The organism is Pseudomonas sp. PS01300, from assembly GCF_029960155.1.
Taxonomy (GTDB): Bacteria; Pseudomonadota; Gammaproteobacteria; order Pseudomonadales; family Pseudomonadaceae; genus Aquipseudomonas; species Aquipseudomonas palmensis.
This window is the reverse complement of sequence record NZ_JASCPN010000025.1, coordinates 1-24,547: the sequence shown is the minus strand read 5'-3', so window position 1 is coordinate 24,547 and position 24,547 is coordinate 1. Positions and strand designations below refer to the sequence as shown.

The following is a 24,547-nucleotide window of genomic DNA, read 5'->3' as shown; positions in this document are numbered from 1 at the left end:
CCCGCCCTCAGGAACCGAAACCGAAGCCGCCACGGCCTGGTACATGGGCCGCGAAGCCGGGGTGGCTGCCCACCGTCCAGGGCCGTGCCGAGGCCATGAAGCGCGCCGGCAGCACCGACGCATGGGCATCGGCACCAGCCCCGCCGTTGAAACGGCTGGACGGCGCGTGGTCCTCGACCAGCCCGGCATACTGGTTGCCGCTGTTGACCTGGTCGGTCAGCGAGCTGGCCCTGAACCCTTCGCGCCCTTCACGCTCGTGGTAGATCGCCTCCGACAGGTAGCGCGGCTCGACATTGACGTAGTCGTAGCGGCCACCGCCGCCGCCATACACGGCCGACGAGGTGGTGCTGGAGGTCTGGTTCAGCCCGTCGTCATACACCTGGCGCTCGGTGGTCAGGGCGAAGCCTTGCATGCGCGGCATGTGAAAGCTCGCGCCCTGACCTGGCTCGCACTGCTCGAAGCTGGCCAGGCAGTCTTCCAGGCGGGTGAAGCGTGGGGCGTTGGCATCGTGGTGCTGGCGGGCGACGTTCCAGGCGTTGTCGCACACCGAACGGCTTACCCCGGCCAGGGCGCAGCTGTCGACGTCCTGGTAACGCTTGACCTCGCTGACCACGCGGGTGGCGCTGCGATCACTGTCACAGGCGGCCAGCGCCAGCGGCAGGCTGCCCAGGGCAATCAGCCGAATGCTCGTGCTGCGTTTCATGGCTGTGCTCCGCTGTCAGGCCGCTGGGGTCATGCACGCGGCATTGAGCATGCCGATGCCGATGGCCACGGCGGCCAGCAGGATGGCGGCCGCGTTTTCCTGACGGCGGATACGCTCGTCCATGCCCTTGACCACCACGCTGACCACCACGAACGCGAGCAACTGCACGGCGCCGGCGATCACCGACCACAGCAGGAAGTCGAGCAGCGAGATCGAATGGGAGATGGCCCCGGACACGGGGATGGCGAAACCCAGCAGCGCACCGCCCAGGGCGATGGCGGCAGCGCTGTTGCCTTCGCGGATCAGGGCAAATTCGTTGTAGGGGGTCAGGCGGGTATAGATGAACGCATAGAGCGCGAACAGCACGGCGGCGCCGGCCATGTAGAACAGAAAACCCAGCACGGCATCGGCCGGCAGGGACATCTTCAGGGCATCCATGAACATCGGGGTCGCACTTCCTTGCTTGAACGGGGCGGGACGTATACCACACCGCCCCGCCTCGGCAAACCGCCGGCTTACACCGAAGGCACGGCGGCCGGGGTGCCCCAGATGCCGCCCAGGCTCTGCAGCAGCGAACCGGCCACGCCCTGCTGGCCCAGGTACTGCAGGATCAGCGGGGCGAACTGGGCGATCATGCCGGTGTTCATGCCCAGGGCGCCGAAGGCGTTGTTCAGGTCGTCGGTGTCCTTGACGTTGCCCAGTGCGTTGCTCAGGGCCGAGGAATTGCCGCTCTTGCCGAGCAACTCGCCCAGGCCGCTGAGGCCGCCCAGGGCATTGTCGCCGGACAGCAGGTCAAGGCCGGGCACGGCCTTGCTCAGTTGCGAGTAGTCGCTGCTGCTGAGCTGATGCCTGGCCAGGCCCAGCAGCGCGCCGGTGCCGCCAATGGCCTGTTCGGGGGTGATATCGAGTTGGTCGCCCAGGGTATTGAGCAGGTTGGCCGAGGGGGCCGGGGCTTGAACGGCAGCGTCCTGCTGTTTGTTGCCTTGCATGGCAGACACGGCGTTGGCGGCATCGTTGAGATTGAAGGCCAGGGCCGAGGTGGTGGCGAGTGCCAGCAGGGAGAGCAGTGCGAAACGTTTCATGGGGCGGACCTCGTAGGAAAGCGAGGTTTCGACCCGTATCTGCGGCGAATGTTCCGCCGTCATCGCCTGTAGGAGCCGGCCTTGCCGGCGAAAGCAGCACCGCGATATCCAGGGGTACGCGGTGGCCGCTTTCGCCAGCAAGGCTGGCTCCTGCAACAGAATGGCAACCCGCCCTAGGGCAAGGCGTACGCAATCACGTAATCACCCCGATCCGGCGACTGACGCGCACCGCCAGCACTGATCAGGATGTATTGCTTGCCGGTCTTGGGCGACACGTAGGTCATCGGCCCCGACTGGCTGCCCACCGGCAGACGCGCCTTCCAGATCTCGTTGCCGTTGCCCGAGTCGAACGCACGCAGGTAGAAGTCCTGGGTGCCGGCAAAGAACAGCAGGCCCGACTGGGTCGACAGCGAAGCGCCCAGGGTCGGCATGCCGATCGGGATCGGCAGGTGCATGCGGATACCCAGCGGCCCGGTGTCCTGCACGGTACCGACCGGCACCTGCCACATCAGTTTTCTGGTCTTCAGGTCGATGGCCGACATAGTGCCGAACGGCGGCTTCTGGCACGGAATACCGGCCGCGGACAGGAAGCGCTGGCGCATCGCGCCATACGGCGTACCGTCCTGCGGCACCACACCCATCTCAATGCCGCTGGCACCTTTGGGAATGTCTGCACGCGGGATCATGTAGTTGGCCAGGCCCAGACGCATGTCGTTGACGAACATGTAGTTGCTGGTCGGGTCGACCGACACGCTACCCCAGTTCATGCCACCCAGCGACCCGGGGAACTGCAACGCCGGGTCCAGCCCTGGCGGGGTGTACACACCCTCGTGGCGCATGCCCTTGAACGAGATGCGGCACAGCAGCTGGTCGAACGGGGTCGCGCCCCACATGTCCGACTCTTTCAGGGTCTGGTTGCCGATCGACGGCATCTCTACCGAGAACGGCTGGGTCGGCGAATAACGCTCGCCCGGCACGTTGCCCTGGGGCACCGGCTTCTCTTCGACCTTGGCAATCGGCACGCCGGTTTCACGGTTGATCACGAAGATCTCGCCCTGCTTGGTCACCTGGGCCAGCGCCGGTTGCACGCCACCCTTGTCATCCGGGATGTCGTACAGCAGCGGCTGGGCCGGCAGGTCGAAGTCCCACAGGTCGTGGTGGGTGGTCTGGAAGTGCCAGCGCACCTGGCCGTTCTTCACGTCCAGCGCCACGATCGAGGAGCTGTACTTGTCGTCCAGTTCGGTACGGGTGCCGGCGAAGAAGTCCGGGGTGGCGTTGCCGGTCGGCAGGTACACCAGGCCCAGCTTGGCGTCATAGGACATCGCCGACCACACGTTGGGCGTGCCACGGGTGTAGGTCTGGCCTTCGGGCGGACGCTTGGTGATGTTCGGGTTGCCCGGGTCCCAGGCCCAGGCCAGCTCGCCGGTACGCACGTCATAGGCACGCACCACGCCCGGCGGTTCGCCGGTGGAGAAGTTGTCGGCCACGCGGCCACCGACGATCACCACATCGCCGGCCACCAGCGGGGTGGAGGTCTGCTGGTAGTAGCCCGGCTTGATCTCGCCCATGTCGACGCTCAGGTCGACCACGCCGTTATCGCCAAAGTCGGCACATGCTTCGCCGTTTTCGGCGTTGATCGCGATCAGGCGGGCATCGCCGGTGGGCAGGAACAGGCGCTTGGCGCAGGCCTGCGGGCCGGCGTCGGCGGCCAGCGGGGTTTCGGAGTAGCCCAGGCCACGGCAACGCTGCCAGTTCGGCGCGCTGCCCTTGGGGTCGAACATCCAGCGCTGCTTGCCGGTGTCCACGTCCAGGGCGAAGACCTTGCCGTAGGCGGTGCAGGAATACAGGGTGTCGCCGATCTGCAGCGGCGTGTTCTGGTCTTCGGCACCGGCGCCGGTGCTTTGCGGCACGTCACCGGTATGGAAGGTCCAGGCCACCTGCAGCTTGTCGACGTTGCCCTTGTTGATCTGGTCCAGCGCGGCAAAGCGGTTGCCGGCGGTGGTGTTGCCCCAGTGCGCCCAGTCCTTCTGCTCGGTGCCCGGCTTGACCGGCTGCACCGCAGGCTCGCTGCTGGCGGTGACCACGTGGGTGGGTACGAACATGTAGCCCAGGGTGGCGACCACGCCAACGGCCAGCACACCGGCCACCGCGAACGCGCCACGCCCGGCCGCACGACCGTCGGCGCGTTGCAGGCTCGGGAACACCAGCGCGATGACCAGGCCGATCACGGCAAAGGTCAGTACCCGCGAGACCAGCGGCCAGAAGTCCAGGCCGGCATCCCACACCGCCCAGATCGCGGTGAGTACCAGGGCCACCGCGTACAGCCAGGCGCCCAACGGCTTGCGCCGCGCGATCAGCACACCGCTGACCAGCATCGCCAGGCCCATCAGAAGGAAGTACCAGCTACCACCGAGGCTGCTCAGGTACGCACCGCCCCCTGCCAGCACCAGGCCGATCAGGGCGATCAGGATGCCCAGACCTCCCAGCAGCCACTTTGCGGTGCCCGGAGCACCTGCCTGTTCGTTCATGTGATTACCGTCCTAAACGTAGTGAAAAACCACCGTCAACAGTTGGCCGACCCAATCCCGAGCATAGTCGGCGCATTTAGGTAGCTTGCTTGTTAACCAGTTAGTACGTTTAAGGGTAACAAAAAATTGCGGGCTACTGCGACAATTTGTCTGTCAGCCCGGCTTCAGGGGCCTGAAACCGGGTAGACATTGGTCTTACGCTGCGCTGAACAGCGTGTGCGGGTCGATCACGAATTTCTTCGGCACGCCGGCATCGAACTCGCCGTAGCCCTCGGGCGCCTGATCCAGGCTGATGACCTGCACGCCGACCACCTCGGCGATGTTGATGCGGTCCCACATGATGGCCTGCATCAGGGCGCGGTTGTACTTCATCACCGGGGTCTGCCCGGTGTGGAAGCTGTGGGACTTGGCCCAGCCCAGGCCGAAACGGATGCTCAGGCTGCCCATCTTGGCTGCGGCATCCACCGCGCCCGGGTCTTCGGTCACGTACAGGCCGGGGATGCCGATCTTGCCGGCGACCCGCACCACCCCCATCAGCGAGTTGAGCACCGTGGCCGGCGCCTCGTGCTGGGCCCCGGCATGCCCGTGGCCACGGGCCTCGAAGCCCACCGCATCGACCGCGCAGTCCACCTCCGGCTCGCCCAGCAGGTTGGCGATCTGTTCGTGCAGCGGGGTGTCCTGGGACAGGTCGGCGACCTCGAAGCCCTGGGCCTTGGCATGGGCCAGACGTACCGGGTTCACATCACCGATGATCACCACCGCCGCGCCCAGCAGCCGCGCCGAGGCGGCAGCGGCCAGGCCGACCGGGCCGGCACCGGCCACGTACACCGTGCTGCCGGGGCCGACACCTGCGGTGACCGCACCGTGGTAGCCGGTGGGCAGGATGTCGGAGAGGCAGGTCAGGTCGCGGATCTTCTCCATGGCCTTGTCGCGGTCGGGCAGCTTGAGCAGGTTGAAGTCGGCGTAGGGCACCAGCACATACTCGGCCTGCCCGCCGGTCCAGTCGCCCATGTCGACATAGCCGTAGGCGCCGCCGGCGCGGGCCGGGTTGACGCTCAGGCACACGCCGGTGTGTTGTTCCTTGCACGAGCGGCAGCGCCCGCAGGCCACGTTGAACGGCACCGAGACCAGGTCGCCCAGTTGCAGGTTCTCGACGTCACGGCCTTTCTCGATGACCTCGCCGGTGATTTCGTGCCCCAGCACCAGGCCGGTCTGGGCGGTGGTACGACCGCGCACCATGTGCTGGTCGGAGCCGCAGATATTGGTGGAGACCACCCGCAGGATCACGCCGTGTTCGATCTTGCGCCCACGTGGGTCCTGCATTTTGGGATAGGGGATTGTTTGCACCTCGACCTTGCCTGCGCCCAGGTACACCACACCACGATTGCCAGACATGCTTTCACCTCGCTCGATTGTTGTTATGTCGCGCTGAATGTTCTGTCCGTCTTTCGGGCCTCATCGCGGGTCAAGCCCGCTCCCACGGTCCCTGTGGGAGCGGGCTTGACCCGCGATGCACCCGCTACAGCACCACCGTGCGATTGGCGTTCAAAAACACCCGCCGCTCGATGTGATACCCCACCGCCCGCGCCAACGTCAGGCATTCGATATCGCGCCCGCGGGCAATCAGGTCTTCAGGGTAGTGGCTGTGATCCACGGCTTCCACGCCCTGGGCAATGATCGGGCCCTCGTCCAGGTCGTTGTTGATGTAATGCGCCGTGGCCCCCACCAGCTTCACGCCCTTGCTGTAGGCCTGGTGATACGGCTTGGCGCCCTTGAACCCCGGCAGCAGCGAGTGATGGATGTTGATCGCCCAGCCATCCAGGCGTCGGCACAGCTCCGGCGACAGCACCTGCATGTAGCGCGCAAGGATCACCAGCTCGGCGCCGGACGCCTCGATCACCTGCAGCACCTTGCGCTCCTGCGCCGGCTTGTCCTGCGGGTCGAGGGCGAAGTGGTAATAGGGGATGCGGTGCCAGTGCGCCAGCGGCTCCAGGTCCGGGTGGTTGGAAATCACCGCCACCACGTCCATCGCCAACTGGCCGATGCGCTGGCGGTACAGCAGGTCGTTGAGGCAATGATCGGCCTTGGACACCATGATCACCACCTTGGGCCGGTGCCTGGGCGCAGTCAGCTCGAAGGTCATGCCGAACGCTTCGCCACGGGCGGCCAGGCCTGCGCGAAAGGCCTGCTCGTCGAATGCCTCGGGCTGGCGAAACTCCACCCGTATGAAGAACCGCGCCGACAGCCGGTCATCGAACGAATGATGCTCGGTGACGTAGCACTGCTGCTCGTACAGGTAGCGCGTCACCGCGTCCACCGTACCCAGCAGGCTGGGGCAGTCGGCGGTAAGGATCCAGGTGTCCGGCGCACGGCTCATGAGGCGATGCTCAGGCCATGTTCGGCGCAGGCATCCTGCAGCCACAGCCACCAGTAGTCGCTGAAGCTGCGCCGGATCAGCAGCTCCCAGGTGTCCTCGCCGGTGCGCCGGATCACCAGCTGGGACTTGGCGAACACCGTGCCCACCGCCTTGCCCACCGGGAAGTTGTTGGGGTGCACGTCGTAGCTGGTGGACTTCATCAGCACCTCGCGCACCCTGGGCCCGCTCAGTTCGAGCAGGGTCTGTCCGCCGCTGACGTTGACCACCTGGATGTGTTGCCCGTCGAGGGCTTCGCGCAGCTTCTGCTCGGCGGCCAGCTCCTCGCCACCGGGCACGATCAGCAGCCACTCGTCGGGGCCCATCCACTGCAGCGAGGTCTCGCCGCTGGCGACCACGGTGAGTGCGACCGGCAGTTCCAGGCCCAGCGCATGTTGCACGCCGCTGACGAAAGCCGGGTCGTGAGCGTTGCCGCGCAGGGTCAGGTGGCCGAGGAACTTCTTCTCGCGCAGGGTCACGCCGGGGTTCTTGCGGCCCTTGCCGACCAGGCTGGGCAGGTCGGCGTGATGCAGGGGTGATTCGGCCCTGGCATCAGTCTCGGGGCGTTGCGGGTAGACGTTGATTGCGCTCATTACATACCTGCCTTGAATTCAGTAGTGCTGTGATCTCTTTGTAGGAGCCGGCCTTGCCGGCGAAGCCCGCGACCCGGTTGCAACCCGGTGCGCGGTGGTCGCTTCGCCAGCAAGGCTGCTCCTGCAACCATCAGATGTTCTGCCGCTCACCCTTCGGATCAAAGAACACCGAGGCGCAGATCTCGGCCTCGATCACGCTGCCATCGGCCTGCGGCGAAAACACCCGCTCGCCCATGCGTTTGAGCCCGCCCTTGACCACCCCCATGGCAAACGAATAGCCCAGCGAGTTGCTCGTGTAGCTCGAGGTCACGTGCCCCACCATGTCCATCGGAATCGGCTGTTTGGGGTCCAGCACCAGCTGCGCGCCCTCGGGCAACCATTGGCTCGGGTCCACCGGCTTGAGCCCCACCAGTTGCTTGCGGTTCTCGCGCACGCAGTCTTCCCGGTTCATGCCGCGCCAGCCGATCCACGAGAACGGCTTGGTGCGCCCCACGCACCAACCCATGTTCAGGTCGTCCGGGGTCATCGAGCCGTCGGTGTCCTGGCCGACAATGATGAAACCCTTCTCGGCGCGCAGCACGTGCATGGTCTCGGTGCCATAGGGGGTGAGGTTGTACGGCTTGCCGGCGGCGACGATCTGCTCCAGCACGCCCATCGCGTAATTGGCCTGCACGTTCACTTCATACGACAGCTCGCCGGTGAACGAGATGCGGAACACCCGCGCCGGCACCCCGCCCACCAGGCCCTCCTTCCAGCTCATGAACGGGAAGGCGTCCCTGTCCAGGTCGATGTCGGTCACTTCAGCCAGCAGCTTGCGGCTGTTGGGCCCCGACAGGGTCAGCGTGGCCCAGTGGTCGGTGACGGAGGTGAAGTACACCTTCAGCTCTGGCCATTCGGTCTGCTGGTAGATCTCCAGCCATTGCAGCACCCGCGCCGCGCCGCCGGTGGTGGTGGTCATCAGGAAGTGGTTGTCGCCCAGGCACGCGGTCACGCCATCGTCGAAGACCATGCCGTCTTCCTTGCACATCAGGCCGTAGCGCGCCTTGCCCACGTCGAGCTTGGTCCAGGCGTTGGTGTAGATGCGGTTGAGGAACTCGCGGGCGTCCGGGCCCTGGATGTCGATCTTGCCCAGGGTCGAGGCATCCAGCAGGCCGACGCTGTCGCGCACCGCCTTGCATTCGCGGGCCACCGCCGCCTGCAGGTCTTCGCCGCCGCGGGGGAAATACCACGGGCGCTTCCACTGGCCGACGTCCTCGAACTCGGCGCCGTTCTTCACATGCCAGGCATGCAGGGCGGTGAAGCGCACCGGCTCGAACAGGTGGCCGCAATGGCGCCCGGCCACCGCGCCGAAGGTCACCGGCGTGTAGTTGGGGCGAAACATGGTGGTGCCCATCTGCGCAATGCCGATGCCCAGCGAGCGTGCGGCGATCGCCAGCCCGTTGATGTTGCCCAGCTTGCCCTGGTCGGTGCCGAACCCCAGCGCGGTGTAGCGCTTGACGTGCTCCACCGACTCGAAGCCTTCGCGGGTGGCCAGTTCGATGGCGGCCGCAGTCACATCGTTCTGCTGGTCGACGAACTGCTTGGGTGCCCGCGCGGTGTTGCGGTCATGGGGTACCTGGAACAGCGCCACGGTGGGCTCCTCCGGACGCACCAGCACCTTGGGCAGAACGCCCTCCACTGCCTTGAAACCGGCCTCGGTGGCCGCACGCACGCCGCCTTCGAAACCGTCGGCCAGCGCATCGCCCAGGGCGAACACGCCATTGACGCCCCCCACGCACACGCGCTTCTGCGGCGCGTCGCCGGGCACGAAGCCGAGAATGTCGTCGCGCCACAGCGGCTTGCCGCCCAGGTGCGAAGCCAGGTGCACCACCGGGCTGTAGCCGCCCGATGTCGCCACCAGGTCGCAGTCCAGCCATTCGCCGGGGCTGGTGACCTGGTGTGCGGCCACGTCGATGGCCGCCACCCGCGCTGCCGTCACATGCTTGCTGCCGCGCGCCTCGATCACCGCGCTGGAGGTGAGGATGCGAATGCCCTTGGCACGTGCCTCCTCCACCAGCGAGCCACGCGGGTTGTGCCGCGCATCGGCGACCGCGACCACCTTGAGCCCGGCGTCGTGCCAGTCCAGCGCCACGCGATAGGCGTGGTCGTTGTTGGTCGACAGCACCAGCTTGCGCCCCGGCGCCACGCCATAACGGCGCACGTAGGTAGATACCGCGCCGGCGAGCATGTTGCCCGGCACATCGTTGTTGCCGTACACCAGCGGCCGCTCGTGGGCACCGGTGGCCAGCACCACACGCCCGGCGCGCACACGGTGCATGCGCTGGCGCACCTGGCCGATGGGTGCGCGGTCGCCCAGGTGATCGGTGAGGCGCTGGTGGATCGTGAGGAAGTTGTGGTCGTGGTAGCCGTTGACCGTGGCCCGCGCCAGCAAGGTGACCTCGGGCATGCCCTGCAGCTCGTCGATCACCTTGGCCACCCACTCGGCGGCGGGCTGGCCGTCGAGGGTTTCGCGGGTATCGAGCAGGCTGCCGCCGAACTCCTCCTGCTCGTCGGCCAGGATCACTCGCGCCCCGCTGCGCCCGGCTGCCAGTGCCGCGGCCAGCCCGGCGGGGCCTGCGCCCACCACCAGCACATCGCAGTGGTGGTTCATGTAGTCGTAGCTGTCCGGGTCGTTTTCCAGCGGCGAACGGCCCAGGCCCGCGGCCTTGCGGATGTACTTCTCGTAGGTCATCCAGAACGACTGCGGGTACATGAACGTCTTGTAGTAGAACCCCGGCGGCATCAGCTTGCCGCCGACCTTGCCGAGGATGCCCATCACGTCGGTGTTCACGCTGGGCCAGCCGTTGGTGCTGGTGGCCACCAGCCCGGCGTACAGCGCCTGCTGGGTAGCGCGCACGTTGGGTACCTGGGTGGCCTCGCTGGCACCGATCTGCAGGATCGCGTTGGGCTCTTCGCTGCCGGCGGCGATGATGCCGCGTGGGCGCGAGTACTTGAAGCTGCGCCCCACGATGTCGACGCCATTGGCCAGCAGCGCGGCGGCCAGGGTGTCGCCCTGGTAGCCCTGGTAGCGCTGGCCGTTGAAGGTGAAGTCGAGGACCTGGCTGCGGTCGATACGACCGCCGTTGGGCAGACGATAGCGCTGGCTCATACCTTTTCTCCCTGGCCGGTGACAGCCAGCTGCGGGGCGTTTTCCTGGGCGCGCGCCTGGGGCCTGGCACCAATCGGATAGGTTTCGAGAATCTCGTAGGTCACGGTGTCGCGGGTGGCGTTGAAGTACTGGCGGCAGCCCGCGGCATGGATCCACAGCTCGTGGTGCAGGCCGCGCGGGTTGTCACGAAAGAACAGGTAGTCGCCCCACTGCTCGTCGGTGCAGGCATTCGGGTCCAGCGGGCGCGGAATGTGCGCCTGGCCGGCGGCATGGAATTCTTCCTCGGAGCGCAGCTCGCCGCAGTGGGGACAGAAGATGTGCAACATGGAGTGTCTCCTGTTAGTGGGCGACAGCGGCAGCGCCGTGCTCGTCGATCAGGGCGCCGTTATGGAAACGGTCGATGGAAAACGGCTTGGCCAGTGCATGCATCTCGCCGGTGGCCAGGCTCGCGGCGAACACGTGGCCCGAGCCCGGCGTGGCCTTGAAACCGCCAGTGCCCCAGCCGCAGTTGAAGAACATGTTCGCCACCGGGGTCTTGGAGATGATCGGGCAGGCGTCCGGGGTGGTGTCGACGATGCCGCCCCACTGGCGGTTCATGCGCACCCGCGACAGGATCGGGAACATCTCGACGATGGCCTGCAGGGTATGTTCGATCACCGGGTACGAACCGCGCTGGCCGTAACCCACCCAGCCGTCGATGCCGGCGCCGATCACCAGGTCGCCCTTGTCCGACTGGCTGATGTAGCCGTGCACCGCGTTGGACATGATCACGCTGTCGATGATCGGCTTGAGCGGCTCGGACACCAGTGCCTGCAGCGGGTGCGACTCGATGGGCAGGCGAAAGCCGGCCAGCCTGGCCATGTGCCCGGAGTTGCCGGCGGTGACCACGCCCACGCGCCGCGCACCGATGAAGCCCTTGTTGGTCTCGACGCCGACCACCGCGCCGTTTTCCTTGCGAAAGCCGATCACCTCGGTCTGCTGGATCAGGTCCACGCCCAGGGCATCGGCGGCACGCGCATAGCCCCAGGCCACGGCATCGTGACGCGCCACGCCGCCGCGGCGCTGCACGGTGGCGCCGAGAACCGGATAACGGGTGTTTCTGGAGCAGTCCAGGTGCGGAATCTCGTCGGCCACCTGCTTGCTGTTCAGCAGTTCGCCGTCCACGCCGTTGAGCCGGTTGGCGCTGACCCGGCGCTCGGAGTCGCGCATGTCCTGCAGCGTGTGGCACAGGTTGTAGACCCCGCGCTGGGAGAACATGACGTTGTAGTTGATGTCCTGGGACAACCCCTCCCAGAGCTTCATCGCGTGCTCATAGAGGTGCGCCGACTCGTCCCACAGGTAGTTGGAGCGCACGATGGTGGTGTTGCGCGCGGTGTTGCCGCCGCCCAGCCAGCCCTTCTCGACCACCGCCACATTGGTGATGCCGTGCACCTTGGCCAGGTAGTAGGCGGTGGCCAGGCCGTGCCCGCCGCCGCCGACGATGACCACGTCGTAGACCTTCTTCGGGGTGGGCGTGCGCCACATGCGCTGCCAGTTCTCGTGGTGGCTGAGCGAGTGCTTGAAAAGGCCGAAGCCCGAATAGCGTTGCATGGTCTGTTACTCCACTCAGCGGTAAACCGGAAAATCCGCACACAGTGCCGACACGCTCCTGGCCACGTCGGCCTCGACATCGGCATCGCCCAGGTGGTCGAGGATGTCGCAGATCCAGCCGGCCAGCTCCGTGCACTGGGCCACCTTGAAGCCACGGCTGGTGACGGCCGGGGTGCCGATGCGCAGGCCCGAGGTGACGAACGGCGACTGCGGGTCGTTGGGCACGGCGTTCTTGTTGACGGTGATGTGGGCGCGCCCCAGGGCGGCATCGGCGTCCTTGCCGGTCAGGCCCTGGCGGATCAGGCTGACCAGGAACAGGTGGTTGTCGGTGCCACCGGACACCACGTCGAAACCACGCTCGATGAACACCGCAGCCATCGCCCGGGCGTTGTCGATCACCTGTTGCTGGTAAGCCTTGAAGCCGGGCTCCAGGGCCTCCTTGAAGCACACCGCCTTGGCCGCGATCACATGCATCAGCGGGCCGCCCTGCCCGCCGGGGAACACCGCGGCGTTGAGTTTCTTTTCCAGCGCTTCGTTGGCCCTGGCCAGGATCAGCCCGCCACGCGGGCCACGCAGGGTCTTGTGGGTGGTGGTGGTGACCACGTCGGCATAGGGCAGCGGGTTGGGATACAGGCCCGCCGCGACCAGCCCGGCGACGTGGGCCATGTCGACGAACAGGTAGGCGCCGACCTTGTCGGCGATCTGGCGAAAGCGTGGGAAATCGAGGGTTTTGCTGTAGGCCGAAAACCCGGCAATGATCATCTTCGGCTGGTGCTCGACGGCCAGGCGCTCGACCTCGTCGTAGTCGATCAGGCCGGTGCGGGTGTCGATGCCGTATTGCACGGCGTTGTACAGCTTGCCGCTGAAACTGACCTTGGCACCGTGGGTGAGGTGGCCGCCGTGGGCCAGGCTCATGCCCAGCACGGTGTCGCCGGTCTGCAGCAGGGCCAGGTACACCGCGGCGTTGGCCTGGCTGCCGGAGTGCGGCTGGACGTTGGCATAGTCGGCGCCGAACAGCTGCCTGGCACGATCGATGGCCAGTTGCTCGACCTTGTCCACGTGCTCGCAGCCGCCGTAGTAGCGCTTGCCCGGGTAGCCTTCGGCGTACTTGTTGGTCAGGCCGCTGCCCTGGGCCTGCATCACGCGCTTGCTGGTGTAGTTTTCCGAGGCGATCAGTTCGATGTGGTCTTCCTGGCGCTGTTCCTCGGCGTTGATCGCCGCCAGCAGTGCATCGTCGTAACCCTGGATCTGGTCGTGCTTGGTGAACATCGCATCTCTCCCGGCAGTGGCATGGACAGCGCCCTTTGGCTGCGATGGTAGGGCTGGCGCGGGCCGTCCAGATGCCTGCGCACGCCACGCAAAGGTGCGTTTACGACATGGCCCTTGTAGTCGGCGATTTGATAGTTGGTTTAGAGTGCTTGCCTGCGTCGACCACAGGACAGTGCAATGACAGAACAAAGCCAGCAATTTGCCAGCGACAACTATTCCGGCATCTGCCCCGAAGCCTGGGCGGCGATGGACAAGGCCAACCAGGGCCACGAACGCGCCTACGGCGACGACCAGTGGACCGCCAAGGCCTCCGACCACTTTCGCAAACTGTTCGAGACCGACTGCGAGGTGTTCTTCGCCTTCAACGGCACCGCCGCCAACTCCCTGGCCCTGTCGTCCCTGTGCCAGAGCTACCACAGCGTGATCTGCTCCGAGGCCGCCCACGTCGAGACCGACGAATGCGGCGCGCCGGAGTTCTTCTCCAACGGCTCCAAACTGCTCACCGCCCGCAGCGAAAACGGCAAGCTCACGCCCGAGTCCATCCGCGAAGTGGCGCTCAAGCGCCAGGACATCCACTACCCCAAGCCACGCGTGGTGACCATCACCCAGGCCACCGAAGTGGGCAACGTGTATCGGCCCGAAGAGCTCAAGGCGATCAGCGCCACCTGCAAGGAGCTGGGCCTGAACCTGCACATGGACGGCGCGCGCTTCAGCAATGCCTGCGCGTTCCTGGGCTGCTCGCCGGCCGAACTGACCTGGAAGGCCGGCATCGACGTGCTGTGCTTTGGCGGCACCAAGAACGGCATGGCGGTGGGCGAGGCGATCCTGTTCTTCAACCGCAAGCTGGCCGAAGACTTCGACTACCGCTGCAAGCAGGCCGGGCAGCTGGCGTCGAAGATGCGCTTTCTGTCGGCGCCGTGGGTGGGGTTGCTCGAAGACGGTGCGTGGCTGCGCCATGCGCAGCACGCCAACCACTGCGCGCAGTTGCTCAGCGGGCTGGTGGCGGACATCCCGGCGGTGCAGTTGATGTTCCCGGTAGAAGCCAACGGAGTGTTTCTGCAGATGCCGGAGCCGGCACTGGAAGCGCTGCGCGCCAAGGGCTGGCGGTTCTACACCTTCATCGGCAGCGGCGGCGCACGGTTCATGTGCTCGTGGGACACCGACGAGGCACGGGTGCGCGAGCTGGCGGCGGATATTCGTGCGGTAACGCTGGGTCGCTGATGGCCCCTTCGCCGGCAAGGCCGGCTCCTACAGACACCGCCAACCTGTAGGAGCCGGCCTTGCCGACGAAGCAATCACCCTGATCTAGAGCCTGAACCCACCCATCTGCCGCGCCAGGTCATCAGCCAGCCCGCGCAACGCCTGGCAATCCACCCGACACGCCTCCACCTGCGCCACCGTCTGGCGCGCCAGGTCGGAAATCCCCTGCACGTTGCGGTTGATCTCCTCGGTCACCGCCGACTGCTCCTCGGTGGCCGTGGCCACCTGCAGGTTCATGTCGGTGATGTGTTCCACCTGCCCGGTAATGGTGGTCAACGACGCTCCGGTCTGCTGGCTCGACGCCACGCCGGTGCCGGTCGCCGCCTGCCCCGCCTGCATCGACGCCACCGCGCTGCCCGCCCCCTGCTTGAGGCGCTGGATCATCTGCTGCACCTCGTCGGTGGACACCTGGGTTCGCTGGGCCAGGGTACGTACCTCGTCGGCCACCACAGCGAAGCCACGGCCCATCTCCCCGGCCCGCGCCGCCTCGATCGCCGCGTTCAACGCCAGCAGGTTGGTCTGCTCGGAAATGCTGCGGATCACCGCCAGCACCTCGTCGATGGACGCCACCTCCTGTGCCAGTTGGCCAACCGCACTGGCCGCCACGCCGATCTCGCCCGACATGCCTTCGATGTGCGCAATCGAGCGCTGCACCACCTCGCGCGCCTGCAACGCTTCGGTGCGCGCGGTCTGCGAGGCGTGCGCGGCCTGGCCGGCATTCTGCGCGATGTCCTGCACGGTGAGGCCCATCTGGTGCACGGCAGTGGCCACCATCTCGGTCATCTCCTGCTGGCGATGGGAGCGCGCGGCGGTGTCCTCCACCACCGCGCTCACCTGCCCCACGGCGCTGCGCAGGTGCTCGGTGGTGCGCAGCACCTCGCCGATCAGGTCGCGCTGGCTGTCCAGAAAACGGTTGAAACCCCGGGCCAGGTCGCCCAGTTCATCGGCCCGCGACTCGTCCAGGCGCTGGGTCAGGTCGCCACCGCCCTGGGCAATCGCGGTCAGCGCACCGGTCACCCGGCGCAGCGGGCGCACGATGCCGCGCGCCAGCCATACCACCAGCAGCAGCGACAGCAACGCCACCGCCGCGCCGATCAGGCTGGTGAGCCACACGGCCTGGTTCACCTGGGCGTAGATCTGCGCCTCGGGCACCTCGGCCACCAGGGTCCAGTTCAGGTCGCGCAGCGGCAGGCTCAGGGCCAGGTAGGTCTCGCCATCGCGCTCGAAGCGGCTCTGCTGCAGGCCCTCGTGCGGGGTCAACGCACGCTGGGCGGCGCCTTCGCCGATCTGCTCGGCCAACTGGCGCTTGCCGCTGAACTCGGACTGCGGGTGCACCTGGATCAGTCCATCGCCGCGCACCAGGAACACCCGGCCGCGCTCACCGAAACTGAAGTCGTGGATCAGTTGGGACAACTCGGTCATGCGCAGGCCCAGCCCGGCAATGCCCACCAGCTGGCCGGCTTTTTCCACCCGAAAGTCGATGAACAGCGCCAGGTCGCCACTGCTGATGTCCGTGTCGATATTGAGCAGGCGCGGCTTGCCACTGTCGATGAACCCGAAGAACCACGAGTCCTTCGGGTTGTCGCGGCTCAAGGTGCGGTCCAGCCCGCCCTGGTTGTAGTAGTGATTGCTGCCCGTGGCGGCGAACAGCGCGGTGAACGCCTGGTTGTGCACACGCACCGACTCCAGGTACTCGACGAACGCACCGGCCTGTTCGGGGGGCTCCCCCGCTGCCAGCCAGTCGCGCAACAAGGTGTTGTTGGCAATGTCGGCCGCCGCCGTCAGAGGCCGGCCCAACATGCGCTCGATATCGTTGCGCATGGCCTCGATGCTCGCCGGCAGCGCCGTCTCCACCAGGTAGCGCTCGGTCAGTCGATTGACCGCCACGGTGTAGATACCAACCACGATCAGAATGCTCGCCACCAGGGCCGCGCCCATGCTTGCGATCAATTGCCACTGGATACTGCGCCGCCAGAACTGCATGAATTTCCCCTGAGTTAAACCAGCCGTGTACCGCGAACACCAGGCCAATTGTATACAACAGAAAATACAATGCTAGCAGTCAGCCACACTCGGGCCGCTCACTGCCCCCAGGGGTCAGTGAGCCAGCACAGTAAAGAGGGAATGCACGCGAGGGGGAAATCAGCTGTTGCCGATTGTCCGGGCAATGACGTCGACCGTGGCGCTGACTTGCTCTTGATAACGGTCGAGGGCTTCCTGATGTGCCTGTTGCAGTTCGATCTGCTGCGAGCACAGGTTCAGGGCGGCCAGCACCAGCAACTTGTCGCCGATCAGCGACGGGTACTTGCGCTTGGTATCGGCCAGGGAGGCCTTGAGCATCTGCACCGCCTGCGCCAGGGTCTGCTCCTGACCTTCAGGGGCCTTGATCGAATAGTCATTGCCCATTATCGACACGACATTGATCGACTGCGCGGTGGTCTTCATGCGGTAACGGCGCCGCCACCGGCACGTTCAACCAGCGCCTGGATACGCGCGGCGGTTGCACCTTGCTTCTCTTCCTGCTCCATCAGGCTCAGTTGCAGGCTTTCGTTCTCGTCCTTGGCCTGGGCCAGTTCGTCGCTCAGCTGCGCGTTGCGCTCGGCCAGGTCGAGGTTCTTCTGCACCAGGTCGTTGACCAGTTGCTCCAGTTGACTCAGGGATGTTTCCAGCATGATTGCGTTCTCACGGTTTTTCAGGGGGCGCACACGATAAAGAAATCTCACCGCACTCGCCAGGGATATCGGGGCCAGAGCCTCGACCGGGTGCAGATTGACCCGTCGATCGGCAACCGGTTCCAGCGCTTGGTCGGATGCCGGGGTAAAAAAAATGACCGGTGGTTCACATTTAGTTACATGCCCCCTCAAGTCTGCCCTGCTTTGACCGATAGGCAATAAGAGTTGCCCCACGACGCATGGACCGCGCGCATTCCTATTCCCTGCCGGATAAAACCATGTCATTACGTAACATGAACATCGCCCCGCGCGCACTTCTGGGGTTTTCGCTGATCGGCGCCCTGATGCTTGCATTGGGCATCTTTGCCCTCAACCAGATGGGGCAGATACGCAAGGCCGGCGAAGCCATCGAACAGATCAGCGTGCCCAGCATCACCAACCTCGACCAGCTCACCCAACTCACCCTGCGCCTGCGCACGTTGTCCTACCGCCTGCTGCTCAACCGCGAAGCCGCCACCCTGCAGGACACCGTGCAACTGCTGGCCAAGCGCAATGCCCAGATCGACGAAGCGCGCCGGGCCTACGAGCCACTGATCGAAGGCGACGAGGAACGGGGCGCGTACAACCAGTACGTGCAGCTGCTCAACCAGTACCGCCAGCTCGAAAACCGCATGGTAAGCCTGTCGCAGGCCGGTGATGTGGAAGCACTGCGCAGCCTGATCAACCACGACCTGCTCGACAACTCCGAGCAGATCAGCGCAGTCACCGATCGCCTGGTCAAGATCAACACCGATCAGACCCGTGTGACCAACCAGACCGCCGCCACGCAATACGACACGGCCTTCACCCTGGTGATCGTGCTGCTGGTGGCCGCCACCGCACTGACCCTGCTGTGCGCGCTGCTGCTCACCCGCAGCATCGTCAAGCCGATCGACGAAGCGCTGCAGGCGGCCGAGCTGATCGCCGATGGCAACCTGACCAAACCGATCAACACCACCGGTACCGACGAAGCGGCGCGCCTGCTGCACGCCATGGGCAAGATGCAGCACAAGCTGCGCGACACCCTGCAGCAGATTGCCGGCTCCGCCACCCAGCTGGCCTCGGCTGCCGAAGAGCTGAATGCAGTCACCGACGAAAGCGCGCGCGGCCTGCAGCAGCAGAACAACGAGATCCAGCAGGCCGCCACTGCCGTCACCGAGATGACCAGCGCGGTGGAAGAAGTGGCACGCAACGCGGTGAGCACATCCGAGGCGTCCAAGCAGGCCACCCGCTCGGCCGGCGACGGTCGCGACCTGGTCATGGAGACCGTCAGCGCCATCGAGCGCATGAGTGCCGACGTGCAAGGTACTGCCGAGCTGATCGGCAACCTGGCCGGCGAGTCGCGTGACATCGGCAAGGTGCTCGATGTGATCCGCGGCCTGGCCGACCAGACCAACCTGCTGGCCCTCAACGCCGCCATCGAGGCGGCGCGTGCCGGTGAAGCCGGGCGCGGCTTCGCCGTGGTCGCCGACGAAGTGCGCGCCCTGGCCCACCGGACCCAGCAGTCGACCAGCGAAATCGAGCGCATGATCGGCAGCATCCAGGGCGGTACCGAACAGGCGGTGAACTCGATGCGCCACAGCACCGAACGCGCCGAGTCGACCCTGAGCATCGCCCGCGGCGCCGGCCTGTCGCTGGAGACCATCACCACCGCGGTGGCCGAAATCAACGAACGCAACCTGGTGATCGCCAGCGCCGCCGAAGAGCAGGCCCAGGTGGCCCGCGAAGTGGACCGCAACCTAGTGAACATCAACGACCTGTCGGTGCAGTCGGCCACCGGGGCGCACCAGACCAGCGCCGCGAGTGCCGAACTGTCTCGCCTGGCGGTGGGCCTGAACGGCCTGGTCGCACGCTTCAGCGTGTAGGTCGCCACCGGGCCCCGGCGCAGTGCGCGCCGGGCGCCCGGTTTTTTTCGATCGGCCCCCGCTCGCCGTCGAAAACACTATCTCGTCAGGCTTATCTAAAGTTGCTCACAAACTATTCCTAATATTAAGTAGGAATATTCACTGCACTTTAACTTCGGCATCAAAAACCTCACGCCGCACGATAACTTTTCGCAATAACCTCCCCGCATTGCAGACTGGCATAAATACCAGTTTACAAATCAGAATGGCTCTACATCGGACATCACAGACACTTTCAGGCAAGTACCTGCGCGCTCGCTGAAAGTGTGTCGTTGTTCCGTTAGTTGCAGCTTCATCTAACCTCATCAGCATTGAAACTTTCGCCCGAATGCCTGGGAACGCCATGAACAATGCGGCACCTGCACCTGAAACGTCAGGCCTGAAGATAGAAACCCGTACCATCCACCCGGTGCCCCTCGACGAGCGTCACGGCAAGGCCTGGCATCTGGGCCCCTTCTGGTTCACCGGCAACTTCGTACTCACCACCATGGTCACCGGCTTCGTCGGGCCCGCCCTGGGTCTGGCCGCCTGGCAGGCGGTGCTGGCGATCCTGCTCGGGGTGGCCCTGGGCACCCTGTGCATGGCCCTGCATGCCAACCAGGGCCCGCGCCTTGGCCTGCCACAGATGATCCAGTCCCGTGCCCAATTCGGCCTGCGAGGCGCCGTGCTGCCGTTCATGGCGGTGGTGTGCGTGTACATCGGCTTCAACGTGTTCAACGTGATCCTGGCCACCGATGCACTGACCACTGTGCTGCCGGGTAGCGATGCCTTCTGGTACGCACTGCTGATCGCGGTGGCCGTGGTGATCGCCGTGGTCGGGCACGACCTGCTGCACACCGTGCAGCGCTGGCTCACCTACCTGCTGATCGGCGTGTTCGGCCTGCTCACCCTGGCAGCGCTGCTGTTGCTGGAGGCCGACACCGTTCAGCGCCAGCTGCAGTTTTCGTGGTCGGGCTTTCTCATCCAGCTGTCGGCCGCCGCCGGCTACCAGATCAGCTACTCGGTGTATGTCTCGGACTACTCGCGCTACCTGCCGCCCAGCACCTCGGCGCGCAAGGTGGTGCTATGGACCTATCTGGGCGCCGCAGGCTCTGCGGTGTGGCTGATGTCGCTGGGCGCACTGGTAGCCTCGGCAGTGGTGGCGCCCGAAGCCATCAGCAGCCTGCAACACCTGGGCAACCGCTTCCTGCCCGGCTTCGGCACCTTCGCGATCCTGATGGCGGTGCCGGCGCTGGTGGGCATCATGGCCGTCAACTGCTACGGCGCGCTGCTGACCGGCATCAGCGCGATCACCGCGTTTCGCCCGCTGGCGCCGGGGCTGGCCGGGCGTGCCCTGGGCCTGGGCGGCATTGGCGCGGTGGTGTACCTCACCGCCATCGCGTTGCCCGACAGCTACCTCGACAGCTTCAACCTGTTCCTGCAACTGATGCTGTATGTGCTGGTGCCCTGGAGCGCAATCAATCTCACCGACTACTACCTGTTGCGCAAAGGCAACTACGTGATCCCGGCCATGTTCGACCCGGCGGGCGAATACGGCCAGTGGGCCTGGGCCGGCATCCTGGCCTACCTGGGGGGGCTGCTGGCGATGCTGCCCTTCGTGTCGCTGGCCGGCGTGCAAGGGCCGGTGGCGGTGGCGTTGTCCGGCGCCGACCTGGCCTTCGTTCCCGGCTTCATCATTTCGGCCCTGCTGTACTGGCTCCTGATGCGCCACCTGCCCGGCACCCCGCCGCCCCCGGTCGCCGACCCCAAGGCGCCGCAGCCATGACCCCATCCCCGCAAACCGTGCGTGTCGGGTGCTACCAGTTGGCGCCCACCATTGCCAATCCAAGCTACAACCTCGACCGTACCCGGGTGGCCATCGCCGAGGCCGCCGAGCGCGGCGCGCAACTGCTGGTACTGCCCGAGCTGGCGCAGAGCGGCTACGCGTTCTACGACCGCGAAGAGGCCCACGCGCTGTCCGAGCCCCGTGACGGGCCGACCCTCGAGGCCTGGGCCCGGCAGGCCGCCAAGTACCAGATCATCGTGGTGGGCGGCTTCTGCGAGCGCCTGCCCGACGGCCAGGTGGCCAACAGCTCGGTGCTGATCGAGCCCGACGGCCGACGCACCTTCTACCGCAAGGCCCACCTGTGGGACCGCGAAACGCAGATCTTCACCCCCGGCAGCGAGCCGCCGCCGGTGGTGGACACCCACCTGGGGCGCATCGGCATGATGATCTGCTACGACCTGGAGTTTCCCGAATGGGTGCGCCTGGCGGCGCTGCGCGGTGCCCAGCTGCTGTGCGCACCGGTGAACTGGCCGGACACCTCCCGGCCCGGCTTCCAGCGCCCGGCCGAGGTCATCCGGGTTCAGGCCAGCGCCTCGGTCAACCGGCTGTTCGTCATCGCCTGCGACCGCTGTGGCGAGGAGCGCGGGGTTGGCTGGGTGGGCGGTTCGACCCTCACCGATGCCGACGGCTATGTGCTCAAGGGCGGCAAGCGTGTCGGCAAGAAGCAGCTGCTGCTGGCCGACATCAGGCTGGGCCAGGCACTGGACAAGCAGATCAGCGACCACAACCACGTGCTGGCCGACCGGCGCCCTGCGCTGTACCACGAGCTGCTGCGCGACTAGAACTCGATGCGCACGTCACCACGCGGCACGCTGCAGCACGACAGGATATAGCCTTCGGCCTCGTCGTCCTCGGTGATGCCGCCGTTGTGCTCCATGTCCACCTCGCCACCCAGCTTGAGCACCTTGCAGGTGCCGCAGATACCCATGCCGCAGGCCTTGGGGATCATCAGCCCGAGCTTGGCGGCTGCCGCATGCACCGTCTCGCCCGGCGCCACGCGGATGCTCTTGCCGCTGGCGGTGAACTCCACCTGGTGCTGGTCGGCCACGTCCACCTCGGCGGCCTCGGCGGCCTGCTCGGCGTTCTCTACCGCATCGGCCTTGGCCTCGGGCGGCGTGGCGCCGAACGACTCCTCATGGTAGCGCTGCATGTCATAGCCGCTGGCTTCGAGCATGCGCTTGACCGCGTTCATGTAGGGCGTAGGCCCGCAGCAGAAGATCTCGCGTTCCAGGTAATCGGGCGCGATCAGCTCCATCAGCTTCTGGTTCAGGTAGCCGCGATAACCGGCCCATGCCTCGCCCAGGCCATGCTTCTCGCAGATGATGTGCAGGCTGAAGTTGTCGATCCGCGAGGCCATGTGCTCCAGCTCGCGGTGGTAGATGATGTCCTTGGGCGAACGCGCGCTGTGCACGAACACCATGTCGACATTGGCATTGGTGTCATAGAACCAGCGCGCCATGGACATCACCGGGGTGATGCCCACCCCGCCGCTCAGGTACAGCACCCTGGGGCTGGGGAAGTCCATCGCGTTGAACAACCCCACCGGCCCGTGCACGGCCAGCTCCTGGCCTTCATGCAGGGTGTCGTGCAGCCAGTTGGAAACCTTGCCGCCGGGTACGCGCTTGATGGTCACCGAAAAGCTGTAGGGCACCGAGGGCGAGCTGGAGATGGTGTACGAGCGCATGATCGGCTGACCGTCGATTTCCAGCTCCAGGGTCACGAACTGTCCGGGCTTGAAGAAGAACAGGATCGGCTGGTCGGCCATGAAGCAGAAGGTGCGCACATCCCAGGTTTCCTGAATGACCTTGACGCAGCGCACGGTATGCCGGCCGTTGGCCCAGGTCTGAGTGGTCACCGGGTTGAGGAAGTTGTTCGACATGCTCGTCTCCGCGGCCGATCGGGGCCTGTTATGGCGACGATGATGCGCAAGGTACCGGCGGCGCACATTCCTGTTCGCGACATCGGCGTACTTATCGCGACCAGCCCCCGCCCACAAGGGCTCGCGCGTCGGGAACGGATCTGGCCATGTCGCCCATGGGCATGGTTGCCGGCGCGGGCGAACGCACACTCCATCGCACATCAACCTGCTGTCTGAGCCCTGCGTCGCCACACGAACGATTAGCCACTTTCGCGGCCCGCACGGGCCATGAGGACCTGAACGATGGACGTCACCGCAACCTTGAGCCTGGGCGACCCACTGGACGCTGCACGCAAGGCCACCGCCGACATGCTGCAGACCCGCGAGCGCACCTTCTCGCTGCCGCAACCCTTCTACACCGATGAGCGGCTGTTCCAGATCGACATGCAGGAGATTTTCCACAAGGAATGGCTGATTGCAGGCATGACCTGCGAGATCCCGGCCAAGGGCAACTACCTGACCCTGCAGATCGGCAAGAACCCGATCATCGTGATCCGCGGTGCCGAGGGCAAGGTGCATGCCTTCCACAACGTGTGCCGCCACCGTGGCTCGCGCCTGTGCACCAGCGACAAGGGCAAGGTGGCCAAGCTGGTGTGCCACTACCACCAGTGGACCTACGAGCTGGACGGGCGGCTGCTGTTCGCCGGCACCGAGATGGGCGACGACTTCGACATGCAGCAGTACGGTCTCAAGCCGGTGAACGTAAAGACCGCCGGTGGCTACATCTTCGTCAGCCTGGCCGACAACCCGCCGGCCATCGATGACTTCCTCGCCACCCTGGCCCATTACATGGAGCCCTACGACATGGAGAACACCAAGGTGGCGGTGCAGACCACCCTGATGGAGAAGGCCAACTGGAAGCTGGTGCTGGAGAACAATCGCGAGTGCTACCACTGCAACGCCTCGCACCCGGAACTGCTCAAGACCCTGCTCGAATGGGACGACGTCACCGACCCGCGCGCCGACCAGGCGTTCAAGGATCACGTGGCGGCCAGCGCTGCGGCGTGGGACGCGGAGAAGATCCCCTATGCGCATGCCAGCTTCGGCCTGCGCAACCGTATCGTGCGCATGCCCCTGCTCAAGGGCACGCTGTCGATGACCCTGGACGGCAAGCTGGGCTGCCAGAAACTGATGGGGCGCATCCAGAACCCCGACCTGGGCTCGATGCGCATCCTGCACCTGCCGCATTCGTGGAACCACTGCATGGGTGATCACATCATCGTGTTCACGGTATGGCCGATCAGTGCCCAGGAGAGCATGGTCACCACCAAGTGGCTGGTGCACAAGGATGCGGTTGAGGGCGTGGACTACGACCCGGCACGCATGCGCCAGGTGTGGGACGCGACCAACGACCAGGACCGGCGCCTGGCCGAAGAGAACCAGCGCGGCATCAACTCGACGGCGTATCAGCCGGGGCCGTATTCGAAAACCTACGAGTTTGGCGTGGTGAATTTCGTGGACTGGTACAGCGAGCGGATGCTGAGCAACCTGGGCGCGGCGCCGGCGCCGTATCTCAAAGGTGTGGCGGCGCAGTAATACTGGGGCCGCTTTGCGGCCCATCGCGGGTCAAGCCCGCTCCCACAAGGGCCGCGTAGATCTTGTG

Annotated in this window: 20 protein-coding genes; 5 read left to right on the top strand and 15 right to left on the bottom strand. The window is 65.8% G+C overall.

Annotation, left to right across the window (positions count from 1 at the left end):
* Positions 1–7: 7 nt before the first annotated feature.
* The 11 genes from QMX96_RS14095 to glyA form a co-directional block, all read right to left on the bottom strand.
* A complete protein-coding gene (locus QMX96_RS14095) occupies positions 8–703 on the bottom strand; it encodes a DUF1190 domain-containing protein (protein WP_058541810.1) in 696 nt (231 codons plus the stop codon).
* A 15-nt stretch (positions 704–718) separates the two neighbouring features.
* The gene (locus tag QMX96_RS14090; RefSeq protein WP_043863643.1) at positions 719–1,147 is read right to left on the bottom strand and encodes a DUF350 domain-containing protein; all 429 of its coding nucleotides are present in this window, start codon (positions 1,145–1,147) and stop codon (positions 719–721) included.
* A gap of 71 nt (positions 1,148–1,218) precedes the next feature.
* On the bottom strand, positions 1,219–1,785 hold the full coding sequence (locus QMX96_RS14085) for a DUF2780 domain-containing protein (protein ID WP_043863642.1): 567 nt from the start codon (positions 1,783–1,785) through the stop codon (positions 1,219–1,221).
* A 173-nt stretch (positions 1,786–1,958) separates the two neighbouring features.
* Positions 1,959–4,313 (bottom strand): glucose/quinate/shikimate family membrane-bound PQQ-dependent dehydrogenase, encoded by a 2,355-nt coding sequence (locus tag QMX96_RS14080; RefSeq protein ID WP_116052362.1) that lies wholly within the window; start codon positions 4,311–4,313, stop codon positions 1,959–1,961.
* Between the two features lie 195 nt (positions 4,314–4,508).
* Complete coding sequence (fdhA, locus tag QMX96_RS14075) at positions 4,509–5,708, bottom strand: formaldehyde dehydrogenase, glutathione-independent (RefSeq protein ID WP_043863640.1); 1,200 nt, start codon at positions 5,706–5,708, stop codon at positions 4,509–4,511.
* A gap of 124 nt (positions 5,709–5,832) precedes the next feature.
* Entirely contained in the window at positions 5,833–6,690 is an 858-nt protein-coding gene (purU, locus tag QMX96_RS14070; RefSeq protein ID WP_282361932.1) for a formyltetrahydrofolate deformylase, read from the bottom strand.
* Positions 6,687–7,319: a sarcosine oxidase subunit gamma family protein gene (gene soxG / locus QMX96_RS14065; RefSeq protein WP_058541808.1), complete on the bottom strand. Its 633-nt coding sequence runs from the start codon at positions 7,317–7,319 to the stop codon at positions 6,687–6,689. Before soxG ends, purU begins: the two co-directional genes overlap by 4 nt.
* A 130-nt stretch (positions 7,320–7,449) precedes the next feature.
* Positions 7,450–10,467 (bottom strand): sarcosine oxidase subunit alpha, encoded by a 3,018-nt coding sequence (locus QMX96_RS14060; RefSeq protein WP_282361931.1) that lies wholly within the window; start codon positions 10,465–10,467, stop codon positions 7,450–7,452.
* On the bottom strand, positions 10,464–10,793 hold the full coding sequence (locus QMX96_RS14055; RefSeq protein WP_196931988.1) for a sarcosine oxidase subunit delta: 330 nt from the start codon (positions 10,791–10,793) through the stop codon (positions 10,464–10,466). Before QMX96_RS14055 ends, QMX96_RS14060 begins: the two co-directional genes overlap by 4 nt.
* A 13-nt stretch (positions 10,794–10,806) precedes the next feature.
* A complete protein-coding gene (locus QMX96_RS14050) occupies positions 10,807–12,057 on the bottom strand; it encodes a sarcosine oxidase subunit beta family protein (protein ID WP_043863635.1) in 1,251 nt (416 codons plus the stop codon).
* A 15-nt stretch (positions 12,058–12,072) separates the two neighbouring features.
* Positions 12,073–13,326: a serine hydroxymethyltransferase gene (gene glyA, locus QMX96_RS14045; RefSeq protein WP_282361929.1), complete on the bottom strand. Its 1,254-nt coding sequence runs from the start codon at positions 13,324–13,326 to the stop codon at positions 12,073–12,075.
* A 177-nt stretch (positions 13,327–13,503) separates the two neighbouring features.
* Here glyA and QMX96_RS14040 point away from each other — a divergent pair, with 177 nt between their 5' ends.
* Positions 13,504–14,547, top strand: a complete 1,044-nt coding sequence (locus QMX96_RS14040; protein WP_282361928.1) for a low specificity L-threonine aldolase — start codon at positions 13,504–13,506, stop codon at positions 14,545–14,547.
* 84 nt (positions 14,548–14,631) lie between these two features.
* Here QMX96_RS14040 and QMX96_RS14035 read toward each other — a convergent pair whose 3' ends face one another.
* The 3 genes from QMX96_RS14035 to QMX96_RS14025 form a co-directional block, all read right to left on the bottom strand.
* Positions 14,632–16,569 carry a methyl-accepting chemotaxis protein gene (locus QMX96_RS14035; protein ID WP_275729329.1) on the bottom strand — a complete coding sequence of 646 codons (1,938 nt, stop codon included), beginning with the start codon at positions 16,567–16,569 and terminating at the stop codon, positions 14,632–14,634.
* A gap of 159 nt (positions 16,570–16,728) precedes the next feature.
* Positions 16,729–17,031 (bottom strand): cell division protein ZapA, encoded by a 303-nt coding sequence (locus tag QMX96_RS14030; RefSeq protein ID WP_043863631.1) that lies wholly within the window; start codon positions 17,029–17,031, stop codon positions 16,729–16,731.
* On the bottom strand, positions 17,028–17,258 hold the full coding sequence (locus tag QMX96_RS14025) for a hypothetical protein (RefSeq protein WP_043863630.1): 231 nt from the start codon (positions 17,256–17,258) through the stop codon (positions 17,028–17,030). The genes QMX96_RS14030 and QMX96_RS14025 overlap by 4 nt, the downstream gene beginning before the upstream one ends.
* Positions 17,259–17,536: 278 nt before the next feature.
* On the opposite strand from QMX96_RS14025, the gene QMX96_RS14020 reads away from it, so the two are divergent.
* The 3 genes from QMX96_RS14020 (at position 17,537) to QMX96_RS14010 (ending at position 21,808) form a co-directional block, all read left to right on the top strand.
* Positions 17,537–19,162 (top strand): methyl-accepting chemotaxis protein, encoded by a 1,626-nt coding sequence (locus QMX96_RS14020; RefSeq protein WP_043863629.1) that lies wholly within the window; start codon positions 17,537–17,539, stop codon positions 19,160–19,162.
* A 382-nt stretch (positions 19,163–19,544) separates the two neighbouring features.
* Positions 19,545–20,966, top strand: coding sequence for a cytosine permease (locus QMX96_RS14015; protein WP_282361926.1), 1,422 nt, complete (start codon positions 19,545–19,547; stop codon positions 20,964–20,966).
* Positions 20,963–21,808: a nitrilase-related carbon-nitrogen hydrolase gene (locus QMX96_RS14010; protein WP_078480831.1), complete on the top strand. Its 846-nt coding sequence runs from the start codon at positions 20,963–20,965 to the stop codon at positions 21,806–21,808. Before QMX96_RS14015 ends, QMX96_RS14010 begins: the two co-directional genes overlap by 4 nt.
* On the opposite strand, the gene gbcB is transcribed toward QMX96_RS14010, so the two are convergent.
* The gene (gene gbcB / locus QMX96_RS14005) at positions 21,805–22,905 is read right to left on the bottom strand and encodes a glycine-betaine demethylase subunit GbcB (RefSeq protein WP_043863626.1); all 1,101 of its coding nucleotides are present in this window, start codon (positions 22,903–22,905) and stop codon (positions 21,805–21,807) included. The two genes, QMX96_RS14010 and gbcB, sit on opposite strands and share 4 nt — an antisense overlap.
* Before the next feature lie 282 nt (positions 22,906–23,187).
* Between gbcB and gbcA the strand changes: the two genes are divergently transcribed.
* Positions 23,188–24,480: a glycine-betaine demethylase subunit GbcA gene (gene gbcA, locus QMX96_RS14000; RefSeq protein WP_043863625.1), complete on the top strand. Its 1,293-nt coding sequence runs from the start codon at positions 23,188–23,190 to the stop codon at positions 24,478–24,480.
* Positions 24,481–24,547: the final 67 nt, after the last annotated feature.